At 63.6% G+C, this 26,953-nt stretch carries 16 protein-coding genes and 3 pseudogenes; 10 read left to right on the top strand and 9 right to left on the bottom strand.

The annotated features are described in order from the left end of the window. Nucleotides 1–7: 7 nt before the first annotated feature. A complete protein-coding gene (locus PCO31110_RS21765; RefSeq protein WP_010807787.1) occupies nucleotides 8–946 on the top strand; it encodes a LysR substrate-binding domain-containing protein in 939 nt (312 codons plus the stop codon). 172 nt (nucleotides 947–1,118) lie between these two features. Here the strand turns inward: PCO31110_RS21765 and PCO31110_RS21760 are convergent, their stop codons facing one another. Beyond that, the gene (locus PCO31110_RS21760; RefSeq protein WP_010807786.1) at nucleotides 1,119–2,477 is read right to left on the bottom strand and encodes an 8-oxoguanine deaminase; all 1,359 of its coding nucleotides are present in this window, start codon (nucleotides 2,475–2,477) and stop codon (nucleotides 1,119–1,121) included. Then, complete coding sequence (locus PCO31110_RS21755) at nucleotides 2,477–3,844, bottom strand: nucleobase:cation symporter-2 family protein (RefSeq protein WP_150691356.1); 1,368 nt, start codon at nucleotides 3,842–3,844, stop codon at nucleotides 2,477–2,479. The genes PCO31110_RS21760 and PCO31110_RS21755 overlap by 1 nt, the downstream gene beginning before the upstream one ends. Before the next feature lie 437 nt (nucleotides 3,845–4,281). Here PCO31110_RS21755 and uraH point away from each other — a divergent pair, with 437 nt between their 5' ends. After that, entirely contained in the window at nucleotides 4,282–4,632 is a 351-nt protein-coding gene (gene uraH, locus PCO31110_RS21750) for a hydroxyisourate hydrolase (protein WP_010807784.1), read from the top strand. A 41-nt stretch (nucleotides 4,633–4,673) separates the two neighbouring features. Next, entirely contained in the window at nucleotides 4,674–5,879 is a 1,206-nt protein-coding gene (locus PCO31110_RS21745) for a urate hydroxylase PuuD (protein ID WP_150691355.1), read from the top strand. A 205-nt stretch (nucleotides 5,880–6,084) separates the two neighbouring features. Here the strand turns inward: PCO31110_RS21745 and PCO31110_RS26355 are convergent. Further along, nucleotides 6,085–6,273 (bottom strand): annotated as a pseudogene (locus tag PCO31110_RS26355) (transposase family protein); the annotation flags it as partial. 749 nt (nucleotides 6,274–7,022) lie between these two features. On the opposite strand from PCO31110_RS26355, the gene PCO31110_RS21735 reads away from it, so the two are divergent. From PCO31110_RS21735 to PCO31110_RS21705, 7 genes and pseudogenes are all read left to right on the top strand, one after another. Continuing rightward, nucleotides 7,023–13,445, top strand: coding sequence for a DUF4347 domain-containing protein (locus PCO31110_RS21735; protein WP_150691354.1), 6,423 nt, complete (start codon nucleotides 7,023–7,025; stop codon nucleotides 13,443–13,445). Beyond that, a complete protein-coding gene (locus PCO31110_RS21730; protein ID WP_150691353.1) occupies nucleotides 13,442–15,088 on the top strand; it encodes a TolC family protein in 1,647 nt (548 codons plus the stop codon). The genes PCO31110_RS21735 and PCO31110_RS21730 overlap by 4 nt, the downstream gene beginning before the upstream one ends. Continuing rightward, complete coding sequence (locus tag PCO31110_RS21725) at nucleotides 15,085–15,942, top strand: efflux RND transporter periplasmic adaptor subunit (protein ID WP_036661226.1); 858 nt, start codon at nucleotides 15,085–15,087, stop codon at nucleotides 15,940–15,942. Before PCO31110_RS21730 ends, PCO31110_RS21725 begins: the two co-directional genes overlap by 4 nt. 4 nt (nucleotides 15,943–15,946) lie before the next feature. Further along, on the top strand, nucleotides 15,947–17,401 hold the full coding sequence (locus tag PCO31110_RS21720) for an efflux RND transporter periplasmic adaptor subunit (RefSeq protein WP_010807778.1): 1,455 nt from the start codon (nucleotides 15,947–15,949) through the stop codon (nucleotides 17,399–17,401). A 20-nt stretch (nucleotides 17,402–17,421) separates the two neighbouring features. Further along, nucleotides 17,422–19,536 (top strand): HlyD family efflux transporter periplasmic adaptor subunit, encoded by a 2,115-nt coding sequence (locus PCO31110_RS21715; RefSeq protein ID WP_150691352.1) that lies wholly within the window; start codon nucleotides 17,422–17,424, stop codon nucleotides 19,534–19,536. A 5-nt stretch (nucleotides 19,537–19,541) separates the two neighbouring features. After that, nucleotides 19,542–19,652, top strand: a pseudogene (locus tag PCO31110_RS21710) (IS5/IS1182 family transposase); the annotation flags it as partial. A 422-nt stretch (nucleotides 19,653–20,074) separates the two neighbouring features. Beyond that, entirely contained in the window at nucleotides 20,075–21,454 is a 1,380-nt protein-coding gene (locus tag PCO31110_RS21705; RefSeq protein WP_010807776.1) for an MATE family efflux transporter, read from the top strand. Nucleotides 21,455–21,523: 69 nt separating this feature from the next. Here PCO31110_RS21705 and PCO31110_RS21700 read toward each other — a convergent pair whose 3' ends face one another. The 6 genes and pseudogenes from PCO31110_RS21700 to PCO31110_RS21675 form a co-directional block, all read right to left on the bottom strand. Further along, the gene (locus PCO31110_RS21700) at nucleotides 21,524–22,369 is read right to left on the bottom strand and encodes a proteasome-type protease (RefSeq protein WP_150691351.1); all 846 of its coding nucleotides are present in this window, start codon (nucleotides 22,367–22,369) and stop codon (nucleotides 21,524–21,526) included. A 49-nt stretch (nucleotides 22,370–22,418) separates the two neighbouring features. After that, nucleotides 22,419–23,225 carry a transglutaminase family protein gene (locus tag PCO31110_RS21695; protein ID WP_010807774.1) on the bottom strand — a complete coding sequence of 269 codons (807 nt, stop codon included), beginning with the start codon at nucleotides 23,223–23,225 and terminating at the stop codon, nucleotides 22,419–22,421. 4 nt (nucleotides 23,226–23,229) lie between these two features. Next, complete coding sequence (locus tag PCO31110_RS21690; protein WP_150691350.1) at nucleotides 23,230–24,225, bottom strand: alpha-E domain-containing protein; 996 nt, start codon at nucleotides 24,223–24,225, stop codon at nucleotides 23,230–23,232. A gap of 44 nt (nucleotides 24,226–24,269) precedes the next feature. Then, complete coding sequence (locus PCO31110_RS21685; protein WP_010807772.1) at nucleotides 24,270–25,694, bottom strand: circularly permuted type 2 ATP-grasp protein; 1,425 nt, start codon at nucleotides 25,692–25,694, stop codon at nucleotides 24,270–24,272. 461 nt (nucleotides 25,695–26,155) lie between these two features. After that, nucleotides 26,156–26,701 carry an ureidoglycolate lyase gene (locus PCO31110_RS21680; protein ID WP_150691349.1) on the bottom strand — a complete coding sequence of 182 codons (546 nt, stop codon included), beginning with the start codon at nucleotides 26,699–26,701 and terminating at the stop codon, nucleotides 26,156–26,158. A 90-nt stretch (nucleotides 26,702–26,791) separates the two neighbouring features. Continuing rightward, nucleotides 26,792–26,953: pseudogene (locus tag PCO31110_RS21675) on the bottom strand (allantoicase); the annotation flags it as partial.

The raw sequence follows: 26,953 nt of genomic DNA, 5'->3' as shown, positions 1-26,953 counted from the left end.
ATTTCTCATGAGCCAAAACCGCGAACCGATCGACACCTATTTGCTACGCGTCCTTCACACCTTGTTGATCGAGCGCAGCGTGACGCGTGCGGCCGTCAAGCTGAACCAGTCTCAGCCCGCGATCAGCGCGGCACTGCGGCGCTTGCGCGATATCACCGGCGATCCGCTGCTGGTGCGCGGCAAATCGGGCATGGTACCCACGGAGTACGGTCAATCGCTGCTGGAGCCGACGCAGAACGCCCTGCGTGAGATCGAGCGCATCACGGTCCAGCAATCGAGTTTCGATCCGGCGACGACGGTGCGCACGTTTCGCATCGGCTCCCCCGATTATCTGAATACGCTGTTCGTCCCCACGGTCGTCGAACGCTTTCGCCAGCAAGCCCCCAATGCGCAGCTCGAACTGCATTCGCTCGGCCCTGCCTTCGATTACGAACATGCGCTCGAAGACGGCAAGGTCGACGTCGTCATCGGCAACTGGCCCGAGCCACCCGAGCAGCTTCACCTCTCGAACCTGTTCGTCGACCAGATCGTCTGCCTGGTGCGCAATACACATCCGTATGCCAAACGCGGCCTCACCCTCGAGCAATACCTCGCCAGTCCGCACCTCGCGCCAACACCCTACTCCGTCGCCCAACGCGGCGCCATCGACATGCACCTCGCGCGCGAGCGTCTGAAGCGCAATGTGGTCGTGACAATTCCGTATTTCAATCTGGCGCCGTACGTTCTGCTGAAATCCGATCTGATCTTCACGACGACGCGTCTGTTCGCCGACCATTACGCGGAGTTCCTGCCGCTCACCGTGCTCGAAACGCCCATCGACTTCCCGCCGATGCAGTACTACCAGTTGTGGCACGAGCGCACGCACTATTCGGATGAGGTGCGCTGGCTGCGCAGCATCATTTCCGACGCCACACGCACACTGCTCGAGTCACACACGCAGTCCTGATCCTCGGTGGATGCCGGGGTTCCGCGCCGTTTTTACCGGCGGAGCGGCCCCCACCGCTCCGCCGAACCGAACGGCGGCGTTCCTTATGCACAGAAACGTCGCCCCGATTTCCCGCTTGCCCGCTGCCACGCTCGGCCACACACCATGAATCGGTGGCCGGTGTGGCAACGCCTTACCGGGAAGCCTCGGCCAGTTGTCGCGCCAGCGCGTTGTGACGCGTGACGAGCGACGGCAGGTCAAGCGTCGCCAGACGCCCTTCGCGCACCACCACCCGTCCGTTGACCACGCTGTACGCGGCTTGTCCAGGGTTACAGAAGACCAGCGCCGCCACCGGGTCGTGCAGACCGCCCGCCATGCCCACGCTACGGGTGTCGAACGCCACGAAATCGGCCGCCATGCCGGGCGCGAGGATGCCGATGTCGTCTCGACCCAGCACGCGCGCGCCGCCTACCGTGGCGATTTCCAGCGCCTCGCGGGCCGTCATCGCGCTCGGGCCGAAGCCCACACGCTGCAAGAGCAACGCCTGACGCGCTTCGCCGATCATGTTGGCCGCATCGTTCGAGGCCGAGCCATCTACGCCCAGCCCGACCGGCACGCCCGCATCGCGCATCCGGCGAATCGGCGCAATGCCCGAGGCGAGCCGCATGTTCGAACACGGACAGTGCGCCACGCCGGTCCCCGTCCTGGCGAACAGCGCGATGCCTGCGTCGTCAAGTTGCACGCAGTGCGCATGCCAGACGTCGTGCCCGACCCAGCCCAGATCCTGAGCGTATTCGGCTGGCGTCATGCCGAACTTCTCACGGCTGTAGGCAATATCGTTGACGTTCTCGGCCAGATGGGTATGCAGCGACACCCCGTAGTGACGCGCCATCGACGCCGAATCGCGCATCAGTTCGCGGCTCACCGAGAAGGGTGAACAGGGGGCCACGACCAAGCGCAGCATCGCGTAGCGGCCTTCGTCGTGATACGTCTCGATGAGACGCTGCGTGTCTTCGAGAATGTCGTCTTCGCGCTCGACGACGCGATCTGGCGGCAGCCCGCCCTGACTCTGCCCGACACTCATGCTGCCGCGGCTTGCGTGAAAGCGCATGCCGATCTCGGCGGCAGCTTCGATGCTGTCGTCGAGCTTACAACCGTTCGGGTAGATGTAGAGATGATCGCTCGATGTCGTGCAGCCCGAGAGCAGCAACTCGGCCATCGCCGTCTGTGTCGAGACGCGGATCATTTCCGGTGTGAGATTCGCCCACACCGGATACAGGTTCGTCAGCCAGTTGAACAGCTCGCCATCTTGCGCGGCGGGAATGGCACGCGTGAGGCTCTGATACATGTGGTGATGCGTATTGACGAGGCCGGGAATCACAACGTGCCCGGTCAGATCCAGCACTTCGTCGGCCGTGGCTGGAAGCGTATCGCGCGTGCCGACGGCGACGATCCGGTTGTCTTCCACGTACAGTCCGCCGCGCGCAATCTCGCGGCGGCCTGCGTCCATCGTGACCAGAACCTCGGCATTCTTGACCAGCAGTGTTTTCATCAGTGCGCCTCCAGCCCCATGCCTGTACCGTTCTTCTCACCATGAGCGTTGGCCGCCGGGGCTTTGAAGCCATTGAAGTAAGCGTTCAGAATCACGGCCGAAAGCGTGGCGAGCAGAATTCCACTGTGCAGCAGCGGCGCGAGTTGCTCGGGCATCTTCGCGAAGAACTTGTTCGACGCGACCGGGATCATCGCCATACCGATGCTGATGGCCACAATGTACAGGTTGTAGCGGTTATGCGAGTAATCGACCTTGGACAGGATCTTGATGCCCGTGGCGAGCACCATGCCGAACATGACCACGCCCGCCCCGCCCAGCACGAATTGCGGAATCGAGGCGACGATCACCGACATCTTGGGGATCAGTCCGAAAACCAGCAGGATGACACCGGCTGAAGCGCAGACCCAGCGGCTCTTCACGCCCGTAACGCCCACGAGACCGATGTTCTGCGAAAACGAGGTGTGCGGGAACGTGTTGAACACACCTCCGATCACGGTGGCCACGCCATCGACACGCAGACCGGCCACCAGCGCCTTCTCGTCCACCGGCTTGCCGACGATCTCGCCGAGCGCCAGAAACATCCCCGTCGATTCGATGAACGTAATCAGAATCACGATAGTGAGCGTAACGATTGCCCACGGATCGAACACCGGCATGCCGAAATGGAACGGCAGCACAACGTCGAACCACTTCACGTGATCCAGGCCGTCGAAATTCACCTTGTGCAGCATCAGCGCGATCGCGAAGCCGAACAGAATGCCCAGCAGCACGGCGATATTCGAGAAGAAGCCCTTCACGAAACGCGTAATCAGCAAGATAAAGATCAGCACCGCGAACGACACGCCCAGATAGACGGGGTCGCCGTAATCGGGGTTGCCCACCCCACCTGCGGCCCAGTTGATGCCGACGCCGATGATCGTCAGGCCGATGGACGTGATCACGATCCCGGTGACAATCGGCGGGAAAAAGCGCAACAACTTGCCGATGACCGGCGCAATGAGTGTGCCGATGATGCCCGAGGCGATCGTCGCCCCGAAGATGCCCGGCAGGCCCAGCGACGGGTTGGTGCCGATGGCGAGCATCGGACCGACGGCCGCGAAGGTCACGGCCATGATGACGGGCATACGAATACCGAACCGGCCCACGCCTACGCTTTGCAGCAACGTCGCAATGCCGCAGCACATCAGGTCGGCGGAAATAAGAAAGGCAATCTGATCCTTGGGCAAGCCAAGGGCGCCGCCGATGATCAGCGGCACGGCCACCGCACCCGCATACATCACCAGCACATGTTGCAGGCCCAGCATGAACAATTTTGCGATCGGCAGTCGTTCGTCGACCGGATCGACGGCTTTCGTTGTCACACTCATTGCGTCTCCGTCCCTGGGGGGCTGTCTGATTGATATTTTTGGGGTGGTTCAATGGTGCAGGTCGACGCCTTTTGCGACAAGACCACCGGGGGCTATAGTGTTTTTTCCATGGAACGTATGCATGAATGCTTATCATGCGTCTCGGGTTTTCCCCAACGACGCACGTCGCCATTGGGCTTTCCGGGCGATGGGCCTGCCGTCGCTACAGCACTTCATATTTCGGTTGTTATAGCCCGGATAACAGAAGCAAGTAGTGGTCCAAAAAAATGCCAAATTCGACGCGTGCGGCGTACTCTCCACACACGCGCACCCCCTATTGATGGCCGTCGGCTTTTTGTCTGGCGTGACATGGTATGTGCGCGTTTTTATCTTTGGTATTGCGCCCGTTGTCCGGCCGCCATCTCCCTACAATGCACCCATCCATCACAGGAGACACCATGGGACGACTGACTACCCACGTACTTGATACCTCTCACGGCAAGCCCGGCGCGGGCATCCGTGTCGAGTTGTGGCGCGTGGACGGCGAGCGCCGTTTGCTGCGCGACGTGCAAACCAACAGCGACGGCCGCTGCGACAAGCCACTGCTCGAAGGCGAAGCGTTCGTCGCCGGCGAATATGAATTGGTATTTCACGCGGGCGACTATTTTGCCGCGCAGGGCGTGGACGTTCCTTCGCCGCGCTTTGTCGATCGCGTTGTGCTGCGCTTCGGCATTGCCGAGCCTGCCCAGCATTACCACGTGCCCCTTCTGGTTTCGCCGTGGAGCTTTTCCACGTATCGCGGCAGTTGAAGCGCGAGCCGTGAACGTCAGGCAGTTGAGGAGAACATAAGATGGAAGCGTTTATTACCGACTGGGTCAATCTGTTGCTGCGCTGGCTGCATGTGGTGGCAGCCATTGCCTGGATTGGCGAGTCGTTCTATTTCGTGATGCTGGACAACGGTCTGAAGCCGCCCAAGGCGGCGGAAGACCGGCAAAAAGGCGTGTTCGGTGAGATGTGGTCGGTGCACGGCGGCGGTTTTTACCACGCCCAGAAGTATCTGAACTCACCGCCGCAGATGCCGGAAGACCTGCACTGGTCGAAGTGGAAGTCGTACACGACCTGGCTCTCGGGCTTTGCCCTGTTCTGTGTGCTGTATCTGCTGCAACCGCAGACTTACCTGATCGATAAGAATGTAATGGATCTGCAACCGGGTCAGGCCGTCGGCCTCGCGGTGGCGTTCCTGATCGGCGGCTGGTTCGTCTATGACTTCCTGTGCCGCATGCTGGGCAAGAACGAGCGCGTGCTGGGGATTGGCGTTGCGCTGTTCGTGGTCGCGGCAACCTATGCCACGACGCATATCTTCGCGGGTCGTGCCGCGTTCCTGATCGTGGGCGCCATGATGGCGACGTCGATGTCGGCCAACGTGTTCTTCTGGATCATTCCGGGGCAGCGCAAGAGCGTCGATGCCCTGTCGAAGGGCGAAGTCCCAAACCCGATCTGGGGCAAGCTGGGCAAGCAGCGTTCGGTGCACAACACGTATTTCACGCTGCCGGTCGTGTTCATCATGATCAGCAACCACTATGCGTTCACGTACAGCAATCCGTACAGCTGGGTAATACTCACGATCATCATGGCCGCAGGCGCGATGATCCGTCAGTTTTTCGTGCTGCGTCATTCCGGCAAGAACCTGTACGCGCTGCCGGTGGTTGGCGCCGCGCTGCTCGCCGGCGTTGCCGTCTTCGCCGCACCGCGCCCCGCCCCGGCACCGGCCGCCGGTGTGCACGGTGAAGCTGCGGCCCCGGCCGTGAAGCTCTCGGAGATCCAGCCGATCTTGACGCAACGCTGCGCCACCTGCCACTCGGCCAAGCCGACGATGATGGGCAGCGCTCCGGCGGGGGTGATGTTCGATACACCGGCCGAGATCTCTCAGAACGCTCAGCGTATCTATCAGCAAGCCGTGGCGCTCAAGTCGATGCCGCTGGGCAACGTGACCCAGATGACCGACGACGAACGCCAGAAAATCGCGGCATGGTTCAACGGCGGCGCACAACAATAACGGCCACGACCGGCCGTCTTGCTGGACCCATGTTGGGGCGCTTCGGCGCCTCTTTTTTCATTTCACGATGACTCCCGTCCGGCTTGTGAGCGGCCCACGTGTGAATGAGCGGGCCGTCCACACTGAAATGCTCGCCCGACAGGTAGCCGTTGGTGCGCCGTCTCGACCGTCTCATTGACCAGCGCCACCAGGACGTCGCGGGCCATCAAGCGGTCGCGATTGTTGCTGAAGGTCGAGGCATCCCGCACGGCGTCGTCCATCGCCAAGCCGGCAAACCAGCGAAACAGCGAAACAGCATGTTGTAGGAAATCCGCTCCATCAGCATCCGTTCGCTGCGAGTCGAGTACAGTACTTGCAGCATCGCCCGCATCAGCTTCTCTGGCGCGATGCTTGCTCGACCACCCTTGACGTCGCGTTTTTACATCCGCGCAAACACGCTGACCATGCCAACCCACGTCTCGCTCGACCATTGCCGAACCGGTCGCAGCGGACGGTTCGCCGGAGCCAAATCGGTCAACCCCAGACTGCGGGAAAATACCCTATCATTTTTTATAGTTTTTTTACCGAATGTCATTAAATTCGGCTAGATTGACGACCTGCCAAAGAAGAGAAAGTTCCGAACATGTTCGGATTGTCTGGACAAAACTAAACCCGACACGGGAAAACGCGGCCGCTGTGGCGTTTGCAACAAGGGGTAGGGCGCGATACGGGGGGAACCGGCCGCAGCCCGACGACATAACGATAAATGGCTCCACGCACGCGGCCACGAGCCATGCGTGAGCGAACGACTGGGCGTCGGGGCCAACGCCCAAGGGAAACGCAAAGTGTTAGCTCTACCCTGCACGACGGGCGAAGTGCAGCGCCCGGACAGATGCCTATCGTCTCGCCGACCGACGATAGGACTAGCTCCCCGCCTTCGGCGCACCGCATGTATCCGCCGGCTCGCCTGCCAAACGGCACCGGCTTATCTGCTAACAGGAAGATCCCGAAGTGATGGCGCCTCTGCGACATTCGCAGGAAGACGCCCACTTACGCGCGCCTGAATTCATGTGCCCGCCGACGCACACCGGCGTCGGCAGCCCCCCCCATTCCAGCATCAATAGCTCGTTATCTGGCGCAGGCAACTGTAAGGAGAGCATTGCCATGAAGATCATCAAACAGTGGTTCGCGCGCGAGCAGCAAATTGCCGACCGCCCCGGGCCGCGCGTTGCGGCTTCCCCGTTGTTGCTCGCACTCGAACCCCGCGTGGTCTACGACGCGTCGGTAGCGGCTGTCGCCGCGCAACCGCACGCCCAGGACCCGGCTCACACCGACAGTCACAGTGCCACCGAGACGCACACGGATACGTCGGTTCGTGCGTCCGGCAACGCGACGGCGAGTGCGCCGCCCGACCAGAGCGCCTCGGCCGCGACGAACGCTGCAGGCGACGCCCGCGCTTCCGGGGCGAGCGCGCCGGACAAGTCGCAGACCGGCGCCGCACAGAACGATGCGCCAAGCGCCGTCCACGCCACGCAAATTACGCAAACGCAGGTCGTGTTCATCGATCCGAGCGTGGCCAACTATCAGGTGCTGATCGCAGGCTTGCCCGCAGGCACGCAGTATGTGGTGCTCGACGCCAATACGGACGGCCTCGCGCAGATCGCCCAGTACCTCCAGGCGCACCAACGTGTCGAATCGATCAGCCTGATCTCGCACGGCTCGGACGGGATGATTCAAGTCGGGTCGACCTGGCTCACCAACAGCGACTTTTCCGGCTACGGCACGCAGCTCGCGCAAATCGGCGCGGCGATGAAAGCCGGCGGCGATTTCCTGATCTACGGCTGCGACGTCGCCCAACAGGCCGACGGTCAGGCGCTGGTGCAAAAGATCGCCGCCCTCACGCACCTGAATGTGGCCGCCTCCACCGACGCCACCGGTTCGGCTGCGCTGGGGGGCAACTGGACGCTCGAATATCAGGTCGGCAACGTCCGCACCGCGCTGAACGAATCGACCAGCGCCCAGGCGCAGTTCAATGAACTGCTCGGCGTGACGACGGAAACCTACGACTCCCCGGCCGCCAACAATTGGCAGGCGATCGGCCAGTCGCAGTTCACGCTCAACGGCCTCGTCTACACGTTGGACCGGCCGACCAATACCTTCGCATACAACGCCTCGAACTGGCCTTACCCGAGCGACATCTCCGTGTCGCCCACGGACGGCGTGCTGGAAATCAATGCAAACGGCGCCTCGCCGATCCGCAACGTCACGATCTCGCTCTCCAACGGCCACGTGTTCAGCCTGCAGAGCTTCGACCTCAGTTCGTTCAACGGCGACCTGTACATACAGGCCAACTACGCGAACGGCTCAAAAAGCGCCCTGATCCCGCTTGCCACAGCGGGCATCGGCAACTTCACTGGCCCCGTGTCGAACCAGAACCAGCTCGGCAGCGCCTTCAACAATATCGTCTCGTTCTCGCTGATCGACCTGAACGACTCCGGCCCCTTCCAGCCCACGCTCAACAACCTCGCCTACATCGACAACAGCCCGAGCGTGACCACCAGCGGCGGCATCGCCGCCTGGGCCTCGAGCGACAACGGTGTGGGCGGCACCGCGGTGGCGGTCGATCCGGGCATTACGATCTCCGATCCCGGCTCGGCCTCGGCGGTCACCGCAACGGTGCGCATCACCAATGTGCAGAGCGGCGACCAGTTGTCGTTCGTCGCGCAGAACGGCATCACCGGCAGCTACGACGGCACGACCGGCATTCTGCTCTTGACCGGTTCCGGCTCGCCGAGCATCGCCAACTGGCAGGCCGCGCTGCAGTCGGTTACGTTCTTCAGCACGCAGACCTCGCCCACCCTCTCGACCACCACGCGCACGGTGTCGTTCTCGTTCAACGATGGCACCGCGGCGAGCAACGTCGCGACGCGCTCCATCACAATCACGGCCACCGACCAGACGCCTGTGCTCGGCGCCGGCGGCAATACCACCGCGTTCGTGACCGGCGACAACGTCGCCTCGACGCCGGTGCCGGTCAACAACGCCATCACCGTCTCCGATCTCGATGGCGGGCCGCTTCAGCAGGCCGTGGTGACGCTCACGAGCCATTACGAGCCGACAGACGTGCTCGCGTTCACTAACACAAACGCGGCGCTGTACGGGAATATTCTGGCGAGCTATACGGGTGGTGTGCTGACGCTGACTTCGTCGGGCAACGTAGCCACGCTCGCGCAGTGGCGGAACGCACTGCAGGCCGTCACCTACAGTTCGACGGCCATCACGCCGGGCACCGGTGCGCGCACCGTGAGCTTCGTGGTGAGCGACGGCACCAAGCTCAGCGCGGCAGTCACCTCCACCGTGACCGTGGCCGACACCGATCAAACGCCAATCATCCGCGGTTCGTCAGGCAGCGCCACGTTCACGCAGGGCGACAACGTCCCGGCCACGCCGATCGTCATCGATTCCGGCATCACGCTCTCGGACCGCGACAACAGCACGCTGACCCAGGCCAACATCGCGATCGCGAGCGGTTACGACTCGATTGGCGACACGCTGCTGTTCGCCAACGACGGCTCGACGATGGGCAACATCGCGGGCACGTACTCGAACGGCGTGTTGGTGCTGACCTCGACGGGCGGCTCGGCCACGCTCGCGCAATGGCAGTCCGCGCTGAGCTCGATCCGGTTTACCGATTCGGCCGCGACGCCCGGCACCACGCAGCGTGTCATCAACTTCGTCGTCACCGACGGCGTGAAGGTCAGCGCCTCGTTCCAGCGCGCCATCGACGTGGTGCTGACCGACCAGACGCCGATCGTGACCAACTCCGGCGGCAGTACTACCTTCACCTCGGCCGACAATGCCCCGTCCACGCCGATCGTGGTCGATGCCAGCGTGACGCTGACCGACTCGGACAGCCCCACCCTGGCGTCGGCCACGGTGGCGATCACCGGCAACTATCGGAGCGGCGAGGATGTGCTCGCGCTCGGCAGCGGCTCGTTCGGCGACATCCAGGCGCACTTCGACGCCGGCACCGGCACCCTCGCGCTGACCTCGGCCGGTAGCGCGAGCCGCGCGCAGTGGCAGGCCGCGCTGCGCTCGATCACCTACACCGACACGGCCGCCGTGCCGCAAACCGCCAACCGCGTCATCACCTTCATCGCCAACGACGGCACGAAGTCCAGCGCCAGTTCGAGCAAGGTCATCGTGGTGAACGCGACCCACCAGACCCCGGTGCTCGGCGCGTCGGGCAGCAGCTTGAACTACCTGCCGGGCCAGACGGCCACGTCGATCGACAGCGGCATCACGCTGACCGACCTGAACGTGAGCGGCTCGACGCTGGTGTCGATGTCGATCACGGCCCGGATCAGCTCAGGAATGCAAAGCGGCGACACGCTCGGCTTCGGCTTGCCGCTCTCGACGCTGACCAACGGCATGACCATGACTTTCGACGGCGTCAGCGGCACATTGACGATCACCTCGACCGGCGGCACGCTCGCGCAATGGCAGACCGTGCTCGACAACCTGCAGTTCTCGGCCCCCGTCAACGCCGCGCTCGGCACGCGCACGATCAGCATCGTCATCAGCGACGGCGTGAAGACCAGCACCGCGCTCGACCACAGCGTGAACGTCATCAGCTCCGCTCCGGCGCTGGCCAGCGCCAGTACCGGCAGCGTGAGCTTCGTGGCGAGCGACAACAGCGCCGCGTTGCCGGTGGCGATCGATCCGAACCTGACGGTCGCGGACCCGCTCGGCAACGTGGTCGACAGCGCAGTGGTCGCGATCACGGGCAACCTGCACACCGGTGAAGACGTGCTGTCGTTCGTCAACGACGGCCTGACGATGGGCAACATCACCGGCAGCTATAGCCCGTCGACGGGCGTGCTCACGCTGACCTCCAGCGGCGGCTCGGCCACGCTCGGTCAATGGCAGGCCGCGTTGCGCACGGTCGCTTATACCGACACGCGCGTCACGCCCAACAGTGCGACACGCACCGTCAGCTTCTCGCTGAACGCCGGCTCGCAGTTCAGCAACGTGCTCACGCGCTCCATCGCGGTCTCGCCGACCGACCAGACCCCGCTGCTGACCTCCGGCAGCACCGGCAGCGCCGCATTCGTGGCAGGAGACAACACCGTCTCCACGCCAGTGGCGATCGACACCAACATCGTGGTGTCCGACCTCGACAACGCCACGCTCAGTTCGGCCACCGTGCAGCTCGGCGCGGGCTTCCATCAAGGCGAGGATGTCCTCGGCTTCATCAACAACGCGGCCACGATGGGCAACATCACCGCGTCGTACGACGCCGCGCACGGTACGCTGACGCTGACCTCGTCGGGTGCGAGCGCCACGCTCGCACAGTGGCAGGCCGCGCTGCACGCCGTGACCTACACCGACACGGCGATCACGCCCGCGCTGGTATCGCGCACGGTCAGCTTTACCGTCAGTGACGGTACCAAGACCAGCGCGCCGATTACGCGAACCGTCAGCGTGGCCAACACCGATCAGACCCCGATCGTGCATTCCACGAACAGCGGTGCGGCCGTTTTCACGTCGGCCGAAACCGGGCCGTCCACGCCGATTGCCGTCGATACGGGCATCGTCCTCAGCGATCTCGACAACACAACGCTGGCCTCGGCCACCGTGCAGATCGGCACCGGGTTCCACGCCGGCGAGGATACGCTGAGCTTCCTCAACGACGGCCTGACGATGGGCAACGTTACGGGCAGCTACAACCCCGCTACCGGCACGCTGACGCTGACGTCGGTCGGTTCCAGCGCCACGCTGCAGCAATGGCAGAACGCCCTGCGCGCGGTCACCTATACCGACTCTGCAAGCTCGCCGGATCGGGCCACGCGCGTTATCGGCTTCGCCGTCAACGACGGCGTGAAGACGAGCGCCGTCCATTCGCGCAGCGTCGGGATTACCGTCCCCGACCAGGCGCCGCTGATCTCAAGCAGAAGCACCGGGACCGCCTCGTTCGTGGCCGGAGACAACGTTGCCTCCACGCCGGTGGCGATCGACACGGGCATTGCATTGTCGGACGCCGACAACGGTACGCTCGCCTCGGCCGTCGTGCAGATCGGCACGGGTTTCCATGCCGGCGAGGACGTGCTCGGTTTCCGCAACGACGGATCGATGGGCAATATCATGGGCGCATACAATGCCTCGACCGGCATGCTTACGCTGAGCTCGGCCGGTGCGACAGCCACCGTCGCCCAGTGGCAGGCCGCATTGCGCGCGGTGACGTACACCGATACCGCCGTCACGCCCAACACGGCAACCCGCTCCATCGGCTTCAGCGTGAACGACGGTACCAAGTCCAGTCTTTCGTTCAGTCGCGATGTGAGCGTCACGGCCACGCACCAGACGCCGCTCCTCAGCGCCGACAACGCGGCGCTGCGCTATACCGCCGATGGAAAGCCGACCTCGAGCGTTTCCGTCGGCACGGGCATTACGCTGGTCGACCGAAACGACACGCCGCCCACGTCGGCCACGGTGGCCATCAGCGGCGGCTTCGATCCGGCGCATGACGTGCTGACCTTCGCCCCCGGCGCAGCGACGGGCGACATTGCGTCCAACTACGATGCCGTGCGCGGCGTCCTAACGCTGCGTTCGGCGAGCGGCACCGCGACGCTCGCGCAGTGGCAAGCCGCCATTCAGGCCGTCGCCTATCGCGATACGCAGATTTCGAACAAGGACGGCACGCGCACCTTGACGTTCGTGCTGAGCGACGCCGCCGCCAACAGCGCACCGCTCACGCGCACGTTGCAGATCAACGCCGGCCAGGACCCAGTCGGCTCGCCGATCCTGCCGAAGCCACAGCCGGGGCCTGTCGGCGTGCCCAATGTCGTCGCACCGCCTGCGGTTTCCGATCATCGCAATCCGCTGATTCTCTCCGACCTGAACGGACAGAACGACGCCGTTTCGAATCCGACAATTGTGCTCAATGCGCTGGACACCATGCGGGGTATCGGTATTGTGTCGCCGCGCGCGACGTTCACGTTTGCGGCTCACGGTGCAATCGACGCGTCGCTGGGCAACACGCATGTGAGCGCCCTGGACCCGATCGTGATGCCGCATGACGCGCAAACCACGCCGCCCCCGCGCACGCTGCCGGCCGTGGATGTGAGCCCCGTGCGTCAGACCGGCAACGGCTTCGCGTTACCGATCGCCCCGCTGCTTCAGGTGCCGTCTTCGGCGCCGGGCGCCGCCGCGCACGACAATCAGGTGGTCATCACGTTGGCCGACGGTGCGCCATTGCCGCCGTGGTTGCATTTCGACGCAGCGCGCGACGTACTCACGGGCACCCCGCCGGCGGGCGTGCATTCGGTACAGGTGACGCTGCTCGTGCGTGACGCGGCAGGCAATCTTACGCGCCGCGAGGTGACGCTGCATTTCGACGCGAAGAAGGCCGATCGCGCAACGAACGGCGCGAATCCGCAGGGTCGCAACGTCGCCCCGGCACCGGAGCATGCGGCGTTGCCGGCCGCGAAGGCGTCGCTTGCCACCCAATTCGCCAATGCCCGCGCGGCGCTGCATGTCGCGACGCCCGCCGAAGGCTCGCTCGGCCCCGCGCGGAGCCGCGCATGACACATCGTTTCCTGACTCAACTCGCTCAACTTCCTAAGAGATCCGTCGAAGTGAAAACCATGTCGTTCCGGGGACGCATGCCGCGTCCCGCCCTGCTCGCGGTCGCGCTCGCCGTCGTGTCGCTGTCCGGCTGCGCAATCAAGCCCGTACCGTTCTCCGACGCCGAACGTGCCCAAACGGCCCAGGCCGACCGAACCACCATGTTCGCGGATCAACAGCCGGTGACCGGGCCGATTACGCTCGACGAGGCAATGGCGCGCGCCATCCGCTACAACCTCGACCATCGCCTCAAGATGATGGAAGAGGCGCTCGGGCAGCGCCAGCTCGATCTGTCGAACTTCAACCTGCTGCCCAAGCTGACCGCGGCGGCCGGTTACACGAACCGCAATCACGAGCTCGCCTCGTCTTCGGAAGGCCTTTACACGCGTGAGCAATCGCTCGTGCCGTCGTTCTCCACCGACAAGAACAGCCGCACCGCAGATCTGAACCTGTCGTGGAACATTCTCGACTTCGGCGTCAGCTACTTTGAAGCGACGCAACAGGCCGACCGGCTGCTCGTGCTCGAACAGCGCCGTCGCAAGGTCGTGCAACTGATGATGCAGCAGGTGCGCGAAGCCTATTGGCAAGCGGTGGGCGCACAGCGTCTGCGCGATCGCATCGCACCGCTGCTCGACGAAGCCCAGAGCGCGCTCGACGACTCACGCACCACGCAGCAACAGGGGTTGCGCTCGCCCGTCGACGCGCTCAACTACCAACGCTCGCTACTGGATCTGATGCGCCAGCTCGAAGCCGTGCGCGACCAGCTCGAAGTCGCCAAGCCCCGTCTGGCCTCGTTGATGAACCTGGACCCGGGCAAGGACTTCACGCTTGCCACCACCGGGGCATTTCGCGTGCCGGCCTTCGACATGGCCATGCCGGCCATGGAAGATATGGCGTTGCAGCGCCGCCCGGAACTCGTCGAGGCGAGCTACAACGAGCGAATCAGCGTCAATGAAACGCATAAGGCGATGGCCAAGTTGCTCCCGGGTATCGAGTTCAACGTCGGCGCGCACTACGACAGCAACAGCTTCCTCGTGTACAACGCGTGGCGCTCGGCCGGCATCAGCGTGAGCTGGAACCTGCTCAATCTGCTCAACGCCGGCAACATTCGCGGCACGGCGCAGGCGCAGCTCGACGTGGCGAAAATGCAGCGCATGGCGCTCAGCATGGCCGTGCTCACGCAGGTTCACGTCGCACGCAGCGAGCTGGGTGCCAAGACCCGCCAGTTCAATCTGTTCAAGCGACTCAACGACGTCGATCAGCAAATCCTCGAACAGACGCACAACGCCACGCAGACCCAGGCAAAGGGCAAGCTCGAGGAGATTCGCGTGGCGACGTCAGCCATGATGTCCGAATTGCGCCTCTACCAGAGCTACGGCGAACTCGAGAGCGCTTACGGCCAGATGCTCTCCACGCTGGGCCTCGACCCGCTGCCGGCCAAGCTCGACGGCAACGATATCGCGTCGCTCACGCAGTCGATCAGCGAGGAGCAGAAGCGCTGGGACGCGGTTGCGGCGCAGGGTATCCCGGTTGCGGCAAGCGCCCGGCCGGGTCCGACCATCGCGGCCGCAGCAACTTTGCCCACAGGGGCGGTGCAGAAATGACGGGGTTCCGGAAACACCGGGCAGCGCTCGCCGTCGCGCTGCTCGCGGCAATGCAAGCCGCTTCGGGAGCATCCCCCCAGACCGCTGCGGCGGCGCCTGCCCCCGCTCGGCCAGCCGCGGGTGCCCCGGCACCGGCCGTGTTGCCGGGATCGCCCGTCTCGCCGGCCGCAATGAGTGCGGCGTCACCGGACAGCAGCGACTCGCGCATCCGCATTCAGCTCGTATCGCGCGATCAGGTCGAGGTGTCGAGCGAAATCTCGGCAAAAATCGCCTCGTTGCCGTTGCGCGACGGCGACGCGTTCCGTGCCGGGCAGACGCTCGTCACGCTCGACTGCTCGCTCTTCAACGCGCAATTGCGCAAGGCGCAAGCCGATGCCGACGGTGCACGCGAGCTGCTCGAAACGAACCGCAAGCTCCAGGCGCTGCGCTCGATTGGCGACCTGGAAGTGCAGCAGGCGCAGGCCAAGCAGAAAGCCACGGCGGCCGATGTGACCTACATGCAGGCGACGGTTCGCAAGTGCGCCATTACGGCGCCGTTCGACGGCCGCGTTTCGAAGCGCAGCGCCGCGCCGCAGCAGTTCGCCGAGCCCGGCAAGCCGCTGCTGACGATTGTGGACACCAGTCATCTCGAGCTGAAGATGATCGTGCCGTCGAAGTGGCTCGCCTGGCTCAAGGCTGGCCATGCGCTGAGCGTGCAGGTCGACGAAGTGGGCAAGACCTACCCTGCCAAGGTCGCACGGATCGGCGCGCGCGTCGATCCGGTGACCCAGACGGTGGATGTGACTGCCGCCCTCAACGGCAGCGCCCCGGAACTCTTGCCGGGCATGAGCGGCTGGGCGACGTTCGCGCGGTGATGTCATGACGCAATCGCAGATGGCCGGGGACGACGACCCGCAAGTCCGCATCGACGGCCAGCAACTCGCGCTGCTGTGGCAACTCTCGGTTCGCGCGCGCAGCGCCGCCAGCGAGACCACGCTCGGTTTCACGATCGTCAACGAGACGCTGGCGCTCATGCCCTACCGGCAGGCGGCATGGTGGCGCGGCGACACCCCCGGCCACGTCGCCGCCGTCTCCGGTCTGCCGCAAAGCGATCCCAATGCGCCTTACGTGCAATGGCTCGGTGCGCTTTGCAAGGCGCTCGCCAAAGGGTTGCGCAACGTGCCGCCGAAAGACGCCGCCGCCCACGTGGAAGGCCAAAACGCGAGCGTGCTGCCCGCGCAACCGAGGGTGCAGGCGTTTACCGCCGCGGATCTTGCAGCGCACGCCCCTCACGTCGCTGCGGAATGGGAGGCGTGGTGGCCGGCGCACGGTGCCTGGTTGCCGCTGACCGACCGTGCGGGGCATTCCGTCGGCGGCGTCGTGTTCGCGCGCGAGGCCGCCTGGAACGCCACCGATTTCGCGCTGCTGAGCGAACTCGGACAAGTCTGGGCGCACGCGTTCGAAGCGTTCGCGCCGCGCGCGAGCTGGCTAGAGCGTGCCCGCGAGGTGCTGCGCCCCGGCCGGCTGCAACGCCGTGTGCTGATCGCCATCGCCGTCGTCTGCCTGATTCCGATGCGGCTGACCGTCCTCGCCCCGGCGGAGGTAACGCCGAAAGACCCCTTCGTGGTGCGCGCGCCGCTCGACGGCGTGATCGATCATCTGTACGTGAAGCCGAATCAGCCGGTCACGGCCGGCACCGCGCTGCTCGGACTCGACGCCACCACGCTGCAATCGCGCTATGCCGTCGCACGCAAGAACTTCGATACCGCGCAGGAAGAGTTTCGCCAGACGGCGCAACTCGCCGTCACCGACGATCGCACGCGACTCGACATGGCGGAGCGCAAGGGGAAGCTCGACCAGAGCCGCGTCGAGCTCGACTACACCGCGCGCCAGCTCGCACGCGTGAGCGTGAGCGCCACGCGTGCCGGCGTGGCCGTGTTCAGCGATCCGAACGAATGGACAGGCAAGGCGGTAGCCGTAGGCGAGAAGATTCTGGTGCTGGCCGATCCGGCCCACGTGGAAGTGACTGCGTGGCTCCCGGTGGCCGATAACATCAATGTGCAGCCCGGCGCGGCGCTGACGCTGTATCCCAAGAGTTCGCCGCTGACCAGCTACGACGCGCACATCGACTCCATTGCGTGGCGCGCCGAACCTACACCGGAAGGTGTGCTGGCCTACCGCGTGCGTGCGAGCTTCGACACGCACGGTAAGGACATGCCGCAGGCGCCGCTCGGCGCCATGGGCACGGCGCGCATCCGGGGGCCATGGGTACCCGCCATTTACTATGTTCTGCGCCGCCCGCTGACGCTCGCGCGTCAATGGCTCGGCTGGTAACCTTTCGTGCACCGAGACGCATGCCCCGACTTCCGCAACTTCGTCAGGAACTGACGCTCTCGCCCGGTGCGTCCACGCCCGACGGCGCCCCGACCTGGATGCTGCACGATCCGGCGGCCAACCGCTTCTTCCAGATCGGATGGCCCGCTTTCGAGCTGCTCGCGCGGTGGCCACTCGACGACATGCACGCTATCGTCGACAGCGTGAATCGGGAAACCACGCTGACGGTCTCGCTCGACGATCTCGAGGCGCTGGTGCGCATGCTGCGCCATCAGAATCTGCTGGTGTCCGCGGGGGCATCCGGCACGGCGCGCCTCGAACAGCACAAGGCCGCCCAACAGACGTCGCGCGCGATGTGGCTGCTCAAGCACTACCTGATGATCCGGATTCCGCTCTGGCATCCGATGCCCTTCCTGCGCGCTGCCGAGCGCTACGTACACTTCGCCTTTCGCCCGGTGTCGTGGGCGATTGTGGCGCTCGTCGCCCTGACTGGACTGATTTTGGTATCGCGCCGCTGGGACGAATTCGTCCATACCTTCCATGGCTACAGCGACTGGCGCGGCCTGATCGGCGTAGGTATCGCGCTGGGCTTCGCGAAGATTCTGCACGAGTTCGCCCATGCATTTACGGCGCAGCGCCACGGCTGCCGTGTGCCCACCATGGGCGTGGCGTTGCTGGTGATGTTGCCGGTGCTCTACACGGACACCACTGAAGCGTGGAAAGTGCCGGCTCGCCGCGACCGGCTGTGGATCGGCGCTGCGGGAATGCTCAGCGAGCTGGCGCTCGCGGCGTTCGCAACATTGGCGTGGAGCCTGTTGCCCGACGGTCCCCTTCGCGCCGGGGCGTTCATGCTTGCCACGACGACCTGGGTGGCGACACTGGCGATCAACGCGAGTCCGTTCATGCGATTCGATGGCTACTTCCTGCTCTCCGACTGGCTCGACATGCCGAACCTGCACGACCGTGCGTTCGCGTTGGGCCGCTGGTGGCTGCGCGAGCGGCTGTTTGGCTTCGGCGATCCGCAACCCGAGCCATGCCGCGCCTCTCGCCGGCGTTTTCTGATCGCATTTTCGTTTGCTACGTGGCTGTACCGGGTCGTGGTGTTCGTGTCGATCGCGTTCGTGGTGTATCACGCCTTCTTCAAGCTGCTCGGCATGCTGCTGTTCTGCGTCGAATTTGGCTGGTTCATCGTGCGCCCGGTCTGGCAGGAAGCGCGCGCGACCTGGGCGCGGCGCGACGAATTGCGCTGGTGCCGGGAGACGCGACGTACCGCCATTCTCGCCGCCGTGCTCCTCAGTATATTCGTGCTGCCATGGCATGCCGGCGTGAGCGCCCCGGCCGTACTCGCGCCGCAACGGGCACAGGGGCTCTACACCATCGCCCCTGGCTATGTCGCCGACAAGCCGACGCCCGCGCACGACGGACAGCGCGTGCGCGCCGGCGAGATGCTCGCCGTGCTGGTATCGCCCGATCTCGAGGCGCAACTGGCGGCCGCGATGGCAAATGAGGCGCTGCTGCATTGGGAGGTCGACCAGCAATCGTTCGATGAGCGGCTGCAAAAGCAAGGGACGGCGCTTGCGCATCGATGGGAAGCCGCGAAGCAAGCCGTGGTCGGGTTGCAGGCGCAGATCGCTCAATTGACCATCACCGCCCCCTTCGACGGAACGGTTCAGACAAACGACGATGCGCAAGTGGCGGGCACGTGGCTGCCGCGCGGCGAGCGGATCTACGACTTGATCGCCCCCGGTGCGGTCAAGGGAGACGCCTATGTGGGCGAAGACGACGTGGCGCGACTCGAGGCCGGGCAGTCGGCGACATTCGTCGGAAGCCTGCCGGAATCAAGGGCGCGGCGTTGCGTGATCGATGCGATCGACAAGGTCAACGTAGCGACACTCGATGCACCGTCGGTTGCAAGTACCTACGGTGGGCCTATTCCGGCCGAGCAGAATGCGAAGACGCACGCACTCGTGCCGCTTGCCGCGACATGGCAGGTGCGGTTTGGACAATGTAGCGGCGGCATGGGGCTTGGACGTGAGATTACCGGCACCGTTCATCTTGGCGCAGGACGGCAGAGCTTTGCCGGCGAAGGGATTCGCTTCGTGGCGGCGGTATTGCAGCGAGAAGTCGGGTTCTGAAAGCGCGCCGGCCGGTGGAGCGCTCGATTGCATGGCTTCACTCGTTTGGACGGCTCAAGATTCGCTACGAATGCTATGCACATGTTCATGAGGCCTCCATGTCTTTGGCTGGTGCCTTGATTTGCCAGACGCATCGTTTGGGAACTTCGGCACAAGTACGCAGGTCTGTATTACGCGCCCGGCAGTCCGGGCGTGACGTTGTTGTGAGGGCGGCATCCGCCCAACCTTCCCATGACGTTCAACACTGGCGCGATGCCCTCCACGGCGGGCGCGTCACGCAAACCACACAATGAATTTCCTGCTTTTCTCCGCTTCCCGGCAAGGCGTCGTCTGGGTGCATTTGCACCAGGCCATGTTCCCGCCGTCCGATCTGTCTGCCTGACAACGTCTGCGTGCACTGAAGTTGCGCGTGATGTGTCGGGCGGGACGGGGGCGCCATCGCTTGCGTGCGCCCGATTGATCTCCCATCCGTTTTCGATGTGCAAGCCACGGTGAGCTGCGTCCCGACACGACGCGGCGATGTGTCATCGGGGGGACCATGTCTCATTCCAATTTCTGCCAATCCACGCAGGGCGTCAGGACGTCGCTGCTCAAACAATTCGCTTCACTCGCGATTCCGACGATTCTTTCCGGCTGGGTGTATACGGTCTACACGCTGATCGACGGGATCTTCATCGGCCGATATGCCGGCGAACAGGCGCTGGCCGCGCTCAACCTCGTCGTGCCTCTGCTGTATGTGCCTTACGCCTTCAGTGTGATGGCCGGGGTGGGCGGTGCCACGCTCATCGCCCGTCTGCTGGGTGAGGGACGGGAAGCCGAAGCACGTCGTGCGTTCTCGCAGGTGCTCTGGGTGATGCTTGCCTTCGGTATCACGATGAGCGTTGCGGTGCTGGGCCTGCGGCACGAGATCGCTGCTGCCCTCGGCGCCGAGGGCCCCATCGCGCAAGACGTGGTGGCTTATCTCTCGGGCTGGGGCTGGTTCGTGCTCTTCGCCAATGGTTTGTACGCGCTGGAACTCTTCCTGCGCGTGGAAGGTGCCCCGGCAGCCCGTTTCGGTTTGTACGCGATGTTCCTGGGCGCGCTCGCCAATGTTGCGCTGGACTATTGGTTCATCGCCGTCAACGGGATGGGCATGTATGGGGCGTCGCTCGCCACGGGCTTGTCGATGATGGTCTCCAGCAGCGTGATGCTCGCCTATCACTTCGTGCTCGCCAAGCAGGTCGTGCCCGCGTGGCGCGCGTTCGCAAACGCGGAGGTTCACGTCTGGCGTGCGATGTACAACGGTGCCTCGGAGTTTCTGGGAGCCATCGCGCCTGCGGTGACGGTGTTCGCCTTCAATCGCGTGATTCTGTCGAACTTTGGCGAACCGGGACTGGCGGCTTACGCCATTCTGGAATACATGACGCTGGGCGCCACGGTCACGATGGTGGCGCTGGTGCAGAGCATGCAGCCGATGATCAGCTTCTATCGGGGCGCTCGCGATCTGAGCGCTCTGCGCGAGTCGTTCCGGTTGGGCGTCATCGCCGTGACGGGATTCTCGATACTGGTGGCGCTCGCCATGGCGACGCTCGCTCGTCCGCTCACGTTCCTGTTTCTGCCCGAGGGCGTTCATGCGTGGTCGATTCTCGAGCAGGCAGTGATCTGGTACGCGTTGGCGTTTCTGCCGGCCGCAGGCAATCTGATCGTGGCGGGTTTCCTGACCGCCGTGGAAGCACCGGGTCCGTCGGCCGTCATCGCCACGCTGCGAAGCTGGGTGTTGTTGCTGGGCATTCTCTGGTTGCTCAACGTGTGGCTGGGCGGCGCGGCCATCTGGTATTCGCTGCTGATCACCGAGGTGCTGACGCTGGCCATCAGCGCGTGGCTGTACTGGCGCAGTGTCCGGAGTGAAACGTTGCTGGGTCCGGCCGCGTCTTGCTAAAACGCAGGCATCAAGCAAAACGGCGTGACTTCATCGTCACGCCGTTTTTTATTGCGATGTGGCTAAGGCTCAGCTCGGCATCTTCAGCGAGAAGGTTTGCGCGAGCGATTGAACGCTGGACGCGTCGTCGGCACCCGGTGCACCGTCGGGCGGCGTCGCGCGCGGCGGCGGTAATGTGGACACGCCAACGTCGCTGGCGGCCCATTGCGGCTCGGGCAGTTCGTCGAACACCTGACGCAGACGCGAACCCCACGTGTCGTGAATCATCTTGTAGTAGACGTTCTCGTCGTCGAGCGACGCGAAGCGCGTCACGCGCAGGCTGTCTTCTTCGTACACAAGCAGGTCGAGCGGCAACCCCACGGAGACGTTGGAGCGCAGGGTGGAATCCATGGAGATGAGTGCGCACTTGGCCCCGTCGTCCAGTGACGTGGCCGGCGTGACTAGTCGGTCGATGATCGGTTTGCCGTATTTGGACTCGCCGATCTGGAAGTACGGATTGACCGACGACGCTTCGATGAAGTTACCCGCCGAATACAGTTGGAACAGGCGGCTCGGCGCCCCGGCGATCTGACCACCGAGCAGGAAGCTGCAATTGAAGTCGACCCCGAAGGCTTCGAGCGCCTTGGCATCGCGTGCGTAGACGTCGCGAATCGCCTGACCGACGACGCGTGCCACGTCGCTCATGGTCTGGGCGGTCCACAGGGTGTCGGTGTCGCGCGCTTCGACCAGATGCTGGCGCACGGCCTGCGTGAGCGCGAGGTTGCCTGCCGAGAGCAGCACAAGCACGCGCTCGCCCGGACGCTCGAACACGAGCATCTTGCGAAAGGTGCTGACGTGATCGACGCCCGCATTGGTACGGGTATCGGAGAGGAATACGAGCCCGGCATCGAGCTTCATGGCCACGCAATACGTCATGTCGTTCCTGTCTTGCCGTGCGGGGTACTCCACCCCGTCACGCTAAAAGCTATTGTTGTTGAGCGAGCGGCACGGTATCGACACTCACCGATACGTGCAGCGCTTCGGTCGCCCCACCGCTACGCATACCTCTGACCGGCGCCGCAGACTCGTAGTCGCGCCCCACGGCCAGCCGGCAGTAGTTGCCGCTGGCAAAGCAGGCGTGGGTGACGTCGATGCTAACCCATCCCGCCCCATCGACCCACACGTCCACCCACGCATGACTGGCGGCATGCGGCACGTCGCCCGGATCGATGTATCCGCTGACGTATCGCGCCGGTATGCCGCGCGCCCGGCACACGGCAAGCATGAGGTGCGCATGGTCCTGACAGACTCCTCGCCCCAGCGCCAAGGCTTGCGCGGCGGTGCTGGTTACGGCGGTGATACCGGATTGGTAGTCGACTATCTCACAGATGGTCGCTGCGAGCGCCAGCAGCTCACCCGGCGTCGACACACCGGCGTCGCCAGCGAGGGCGTCGATGGCATCGCTGCGCGCGGTGAGCGGTGTAGGGCTGGCGAAGCATAACACTGGTACGGCATGGCTCATCTCTCCGAGTTTGCCGTCAATGAGGGGGGTGGTTTCGACTTCTCCTTCGGCGAGCAAGTGGATTTCGCTGTGCGGCTGATGGAGCACGAGGGTATGCATGTCGTTGCCATACGCGTCGCGCGAGGCGGTAAGCTTGCCCGGAGCGGTCAGCCGCCAATGCACGATGCGCTGCACTTCGGAACCCACCGGCGTGAGCCGAAGCTGCTGGATGGTGTAGCGCACCGGTGTGTCGTAACGGTAGGTGGTCTCGTGGCGGATGATCAGGCGCATGGCATCAGGCGGCAAGCGGAATCAGGAATGTCTGGCTGATTTTGTTACCGAGCATGGACACTCGCTCGAGGAACTCCGTCAGAACGGGGTGGAGCCCTTGCTGCTGGACCTGCTGAATATCGGTGTACTTGAGTTCGGCCTGTAGTTTGCCCGCGTAGCGTTCGACATCGCCGGACTGGGCGTTGGACAGTGTAGCGAGGTTTTCGCATACACCGGTCAGCGATGCGAGCAACGAACGCGGCATGTGGGCGTTGAGCATGAGCAGTTCGACGACGCGCTCCGGGGTGATGACGTCCCGGTAAACTTTGCGGTAGATCTCGAAGCCGGACACGCTACGCAGCACGGCAGACCAGTAGTAGAAGTCGGTCGGATGGGAATCCGGCCCTGCCCGGTCGACGCGCACGGCTTCGTGGAAGCGCACATCGAGGATACGGGCGGTGTTGTCGGCACGTTCGAGGAAGAGGCCCAATCGGGTGAAGTAGAAGGCATCGTCCTGGAACAAGGTCCCGAAGCTCACGCCGCGCGAGAGGTGGGACCGCACTTTGACCCATTCGAACAGTTGAGCCGGATCTCGCTCGAGCAGGTCGAGCACGCGCGGAAAGTCGAGCCAGGTGCTGTTGACGGTTTCCCACAGTTCGGTGGTGAGGGTACCGCGCACGGCACGTGCATTTTCTCTTGCCGCCGCAAGGCAGCAGGCGATGCTGGATGGGTTATCACGGTCGCGCACGACGAAGTCGAGCACGTTGGCTCGTGTGGCACGCGCATGTTTGCGATTGAAGGCGGGTTCGAGTTCGGAGATACGCAGGGTGGCACGCCAGCCACCCTCATCGTCGAATCCCCCGGTATGCGCGCGGGCGGTGTCGGCGTCTTCTTCGTCATCGATGGCATCCTGCGGCAGCAGCAGATTTTGCAGGTTGACGTCGAGCAGGCGGGCGGTGTTTTCGGCCCGCTCCATGTAGCGAGCCATCCAGAACAGGTGATCGGCGGTACGGCTGAGCATGATCTCTTCTCGCTATGATGTTTGTCGTGTCCGGCTGACGCGGCTTATTTCTCCAGCACCCAGGTGTCTTTCGTCCCCCCACCCTGCGAGGAGTTGACGACGAGCGATCCTTCGCTCAACGCAACGCGGGTGAGCCCGCCTGGCACCATAGTGACGCCCTTGCCGGACGACAGTACGAACGGACGCAGATCGATGTGTCTTGGCGCGACCCCCGCCTCGACGAAGGTCGGGCACGCGGACAATGCGAGCGTAGGTTGTGCGATATAACCGTCGGGTTTGGTGATGAGCCGCTGACGGAATGCCTCGATCTCGGCTTTGGTGGACGCCGGGCCAACGAGCATGCCGTACCCCCCCGCACCATGCACTTCTTTGACGACAAGTTCGGCGAGGTTATCAAGGGTGTAGGCAAGATCATCCGGACGACGGCACTGGTAGGTGGGCACGTTGTTCAGAATGGGTTTTTCGCCGAGATAGAACTCGATCATGTCGGGCACGAACGGGTAGATGGACTTGTCATCGGCAACCCCGGTGCCAATGGCATTCGCCAAGGTCACACGCCCCGCCCGGTACACGCTCAGCAACCCCGGCACCCCCAGGGTGGAGTCGGCACGGAATGCCAGCGGGTCGAGGAAGTCGTCGTCGATTCTGCGGTAGATGACGTCAACTCGCTTGGGTCCGTTGGTGGTTCGCATGTAGACGAGGTTGTCTTCTACGAACAGATCTTGCCCTTCGACCAGCTCGATACCCATCTGCTGCGCGAGGAAGGCGTGCTCGAAGTACGCAGAGTTGTAGATGCCCGGGGTCATGACAACGACAGTCGGGTCGTCTACCCCCATCGGCGCCACTGCGCGCAAGCTGTCAAGCAAGAGATCCGGATAGTGCTCTACCGGCGCGATCCGGTTTCTCGCAAACAATTCCGGGAACAACCGCATCATCATCTTGCGGTTCTCCAGCATGTAGGACACGCCGGACGGCACCCTCAGATTGTCCTCGAGCACGTAAAACTCACCGTTGTCTCCCGTCCCCGCCCTGACAACATCCACACCCGCGATATGCGCATAGATGTCACCCGGTACGTCCACACCCTGCATCTCCGGACGATACTGCGCATTCTTTAACACCTGATCCGCCGGAATAACCCCCGCGCGCAAGATGTCCTGCTCGTGATAAACGTCATGGATGAATCGGTTCAGCGCCTCAACCCGCTGACGCAATCCCGTTTGCAAGGTCTGCCACTCATGCGCCGGGATGATTCTTGGAATCAGATCGAAGGGAATCAGGCGCTCGGTACCCGCTTCATTGCCATACACAGCAAACGTAATCCCGACTCGCCGGAACGCCAGATCAGCCTCAGCCCGCTTGTGATGCAAAACATCTTCCGGCTGACACTTCAACCAATCGTCAAACCGACGGTAATGCGCCCGAGTCGCACCCGTGATGCTCGCCATCTCGTTATAGCTCTCGACCATACGCTTCTCCGCAGATTGCTGTGTCGAGATCCAGCAATATCCATGCCTGAGCATTTTTTCCATCCTTACCGCACGCTTTCGGTGCACACCCCCTCCAACTGCACCACGCCGGTGATTTGCAGTATAGGAGTTGGCGCTGTTTCGGGTTTTTCTTATGCTTTTCGCTAGGTTTCTTCCCCCCTTCGCTTCGTCTTTTCGCCTTCTTCAACGCCCCTCAGTACCTCTCACCTCAACACCGCCCTCCAGACGGACCGGAGCCCCTTTCCGCCTCTCAGACATAAACCCAACTCGCTGCAGAAAGGCGCCCCGGTCCGTCTCTCCTCACTCCTTCCATACTTCCCGCCCTTACCCCCCGTTCTCTTCCCCGCTCCGGTTTCTCTCCCCCCTCCAATGCAAAACGCCGGGCAGTCCCCGGCGTTTTCGCTGTCCTGCTTCCTTCGTGCTTTCTTTTCCTCTTCTCTTTACGCCGCCTTCTGCGCCGCCTGTGCCGCGTCCAACGCCGCCTGCGTCAACACATACACTCCCGGCAAATCCCGCTCGTCACAGTTGTCCCCCTCTCCACCCCGATCCACCACCACGAAGTCACTCACCTCATGCAACGCCAACAACGGGTGATGCCATACCCCTCTCGCATAGTTCACTCCCTGCCACCCATCCGAGACGAAGGCCCGCATCCCACTCACATCCAACTCGCCCGCCGGGGCCACTACCACCAAGTACGGCGTCGTCTTCAACGGTATGAACGCCTGACTGCCCAACGGGTGACGCTCCAACATCTTCACCTCATACGGCAACTGCCTCGGCTGACCCCGGAATACGTTCACCAACGCTCTTCCCCCCGCCGGACCCAAATCCACCGTCGCCAAATCGTGAAATCGCTCAGTCGTCCCGCCATTGATCGCAAAATGCTCCGCCCCCGGCAACTCAATCACGTCGCCAAACGGCTTGAACGCCTCTCGCGTCAATCGCTCTATCTTCAACGCCAGACCCGCCATGTCACACCCCATTTTTTTCTTCGCTCATCGCAGCCTCCCTCGTCCCCTTCCTTTTTCAAGGACGTGAGAGGTCGTCTTTCTTGCTGACGCCGCTTTCGCTGCTTACGCCTTCTTGTCGCTCAGGCGTCCCCACAGTCGCAGCCTCGACACGCCACCGTCCGGGATGATGTTGAAGCGAATATGCGTAATCGCCCCCAACTTCTGCACCTGCTCTTCAAAGAAGAACTGCTTGTCCATCGCCAACTTCTGCTCAGGCAATAACAC

Source organism: Pandoraea communis (genome assembly GCF_902459745.1).
In the GTDB taxonomy this organism is placed as follows: Bacteria; Pseudomonadota; Gammaproteobacteria; order Burkholderiales; family Burkholderiaceae; genus Pandoraea; species Pandoraea communis.
The sequence above is the reverse complement of the archived record's forward strand: the minus strand, read 5'-3'. Positions and strand labels throughout refer to the sequence as shown.